Here is a 3,391-nt window from a genome sequence, read left to right on the forward strand (position 1 = left end):
AAGTATAGGCCCTTTAAAGCTTGGAATGCTAAAGCCCGGTACTTACCGTGAACTGACACCAGAGGAATTGCGTGCAATAAGAAATGCGATTGGCAAGGAAGGAAAGTAATGCTTGAAATACATGAAAAAACAGATATAGCCGGATACGAACATGCTGTGGAAAAGATAAATGTCGACAGCATACATATTGTGGAATCGTTTAACGGAAAAGAAAAAAACGGATATGGAATTTATTCTGTAAATGAAGATAATGTTATCATCTATGATTATAAGAGCAATGAACTTGATATAACTGACGGAATTATCAGGACTATACTTTTTAAAGGAATGCTTGGCGGAAAAAACCGCTGCGAATTTGAGCTTACTGACAATGAAAAATATGATGATATGATAAAACTTGGTTTTATAAATAAAAATGTAAAATGTATAAATGATATTTCAGATTTTATGAGTAATTGTAAAAAATGTAAAGAATTGCGATAAATACTTGCTTTAATCTGAAAAATATAGTATAATGTTAAGGTATATTGATATGGCATTCTGGAAAAATGTACGGTATTATGCATATTTATACATAATTATGGTACATGTTGAGAAGTGCCCGTCTAAATGACTAACGGTAAAATCCGTACAGGAAGGAACGATAGTATGCAGATTGAAAAAAATACGGACAGTCAGGCAAGAGAAAGACTTTCTCTGTTGTTTGACGATGGTATTTACAATGAAATTAATTCAAAGGTCAAGGAAAAAGATGACCTGACAGGTGTTGTTTCTGCTTATGGTTATGTAAATGGAAATGCAGTTTATGCATTTTCTCAGGACAAATCTGTTAACGGCGGCGCTGTAGGAGAAGCTCAGGCTGCAAAAATTGCAAAGCTGTATGAACTGGCAGCTAAAACAGGAACTCCGATTGTGGGAATCCACGATTCAGACGGAGCTTTTGTTGATGGTACTGCTGCTTCTTTGGCGGCTTACGGAAAAATGCTCAGCGCTTCCGCTGTTGTATCAGGAGTTGTTCCGCAGATTTCAGTTATTGCCGGAACATGTGCTGGCACAGCAGCAATGCTTGCTTGTTCTTCTGATTTCGTTATTGTAACTAAGGAAAGTGAATTTTTTGCTGCTCCTAACAGCAGCAAAGGCTCGGCTCAGGCGGCTGCGGAATCCGGTATAGCTGCTGTTGTATGCGATGATGACAAGGCAGCTGTTGAAAAAGCAAGAGAGCTTATTAATATTCTTCCGGTTAATAATCTTGCACCGGTGCCTATGTTTGAATTTGCCGATGCAGCACCTGCTTCATCCGGAGATTTTAAGGGAATTGTTTCTTCAGTTGCAGATGCTGACAGTGAAATTGAACTTTATGCAGATTTTGGTACAGAAGCATATACAGGCTTTGTTACAGTAGGCGGTGCTGCAACAGGTATTGCAGCAGCTGGAAAAAATTCCGGAAAGCTTACAAGTGATGACTGTATGAAGCTTGCACGTTTTGTAAGAACATGTGACGCATTTTCAATCCCGGTTGTTACATTTGTTGATTCTGAAGGATTTGCTGATGCAGATGCGGTCGCAGCTGTAAAGGCAATGACTACTCTTGCAAACAGCTATGCTGAAGCTACAACTGTTAAGATTGCTGTTGTGACAGGCAAGGCTGTAGGTCCTGTTTTTGCGGCAGTTGCCGGAAGCAGTGCAAATTCAGACTTTACATATTCTTATCCGGACGCTGTAATCGCTCCTCTGGCACCTGTTACAGCTGTTGAATTTATGTGGCATGATAAGCTTCAGGGTGCTGAAAATCTTGAGGCTTCAAGAAATAAGCTGGCAGCAGAATATGAAAAAACTCTTGCTTCAGCTCAGACAGCAGCAGAAAATAATTTCATTGATGATATTATCGAACCTTCTCAGACAAGAAGTGTTCTGATTTCTGCTTTGGATATTCTCTCAGGAAAGCGTGTTCAGAAGCTTCCTAAGAAGCACAATAATATTCCTTTTTAATTAATATAAGAATAGGTGGTTAATAATCATGAAAAGATATAATATTACAGTAAATGGTAAAGCATATGATGTAGCTGTTGAGGAAGTTGACGGATCAGCAGCACCGGCAGCGGCAGCTCTGGCATCTGTACAGTCTGCACCAGCAGCACCAGCACCAGCAGCAGCTCCGGCACCGGCAGCAGGAGCAGGTGAAAAAGTAACAGCTCCTATGCCGGGAACAATTCTTGATGTCAAGGCAAGTGTAGGTGATACAGTTTCAAAAGGTCAGGTTATTATGATTCTTGAAGCTATGAAAATGGAAAATGATATTGTTGCTTCCTGTGACGGCAAGATTACAAGTATTCTTGCTAAAAAAGGCGATAATGTAAATTCAGGAGATACACTGGCAACAATCGGTTAATTTCCGGTTATAAATTTTCAGAAAGGAAGTTTTGCATTATCTGTGCAAAACATGGGTTTAATTATGGGTAAAGTAAAAATTACTGAAACCGCACTGCGTGATGCACATCAGTCACTTATCGCAACACGTATGACTATGGATGAAATGCTCCCGATTCTTCCGCTAATGGACAAGGTAGGCTATCATTCAATTGAATGCTGGGGCGGAGCTACATTTGATTCATGCCTGAGATTTCTGGATGAAGATCCATGGGAAAGACTCAGAACTTTAAGAAAAAATCTTCCGAATACAAAGCTTCAGATGCTTTTCCGTGGTCAGAATATGCTGGGATACCGTCATTATGCAGACGATGTTGTTGAATATTTTGTTCAGAAATCTGTAGCAAACGGTATTGATATTATAAGAATTTTTGATGCATTAAATGATATCAGAAACCTTGAAACAGCTATTAAAGCTGCCAAAAAGGAAGGTGCTCATACTCAGGTTGCAATTTCATATACTCTGGGTGATGTATTTACAACCGATTATTATGTAAATTATGCAAAGCAGATCGAATCTGCTGGTGCTGATTCAATCTGTATCAAGGATATGGCGGCACTTCTGACACCTTATGAAACTGAAAAGCTTGTAAAAGCATTAAAGGCTGCGGTAAAAATTCCGATTCAGTTACATACTCATTATACATCTGGTCTTGCATCTATGTGTCTGCTTAAGGGTATTGAAGCTGGCGTTGATGTTATTGATACAGCCATTTCTCCTCTGGCTCTGGGTACATCTCATGCACCTACTGAATCTATGGTTGCAGCTTTGCAGGGAACAGAGTATGATACGGGTCTTGACCTTGTTCTGCTTACAGAAATCAGAGAATATTTCATGAAGCTCAGAAAGAAATATATCGACAGTGGTCTGCTTGACCCTAAGATGCTTGCAGTTGATGCTAACGCTCTTATTTATCAGGTTCCGGGCGGAATGCTTTCAAATCTTCTTTCACAGCTCAAGCAG

General features: G+C 39.6%; 4 protein-coding genes. All 4 read left to right on the forward strand.

Annotation, left to right across the window (positions count from 1 at the left end; translation table 11 throughout):
- Nucleotides 1-108: 108 nt before the first annotated feature.
- Nucleotides 109-483, forward strand: coding sequence for a hypothetical protein (locus ACI4WO_RS02720; protein ID WP_439806022.1), 375 nt, complete (start codon nt 109-111; stop codon nt 481-483).
- 165 nt (nt 484-648) lie between these two features.
- A complete protein-coding gene (locus ACI4WO_RS02725; RefSeq protein WP_439806023.1) occupies nt 649-1,989 on the forward strand; it encodes a carboxyl transferase domain-containing protein in 1,341 nt (446 codons plus the stop codon).
- A 28-nt stretch (nt 1,990-2,017) separates the two neighbouring features.
- Nucleotides 2,018-2,389 (forward strand): biotin/lipoyl-containing protein, encoded by a 372-nt coding sequence (locus ACI4WO_RS02730; RefSeq protein WP_439806024.1) that lies wholly within the window; start codon nt 2,018-2,020, stop codon nt 2,387-2,389.
- Nucleotides 2,390-2,452: 63 nt separating this feature from the next.
- The coding region (locus ACI4WO_RS02735; RefSeq protein WP_439806025.1) for a pyruvate carboxylase subunit B at nt 2,453-3,391 on the forward strand (939 nt) is incomplete at its 3' end.

This window comes from Porcipelethomonas sp. (assembly GCF_051893655.1).
Taxonomy (GTDB): Bacteria; Bacillota; Clostridia; order Oscillospirales; family Ruminococcaceae; genus Porcipelethomonas.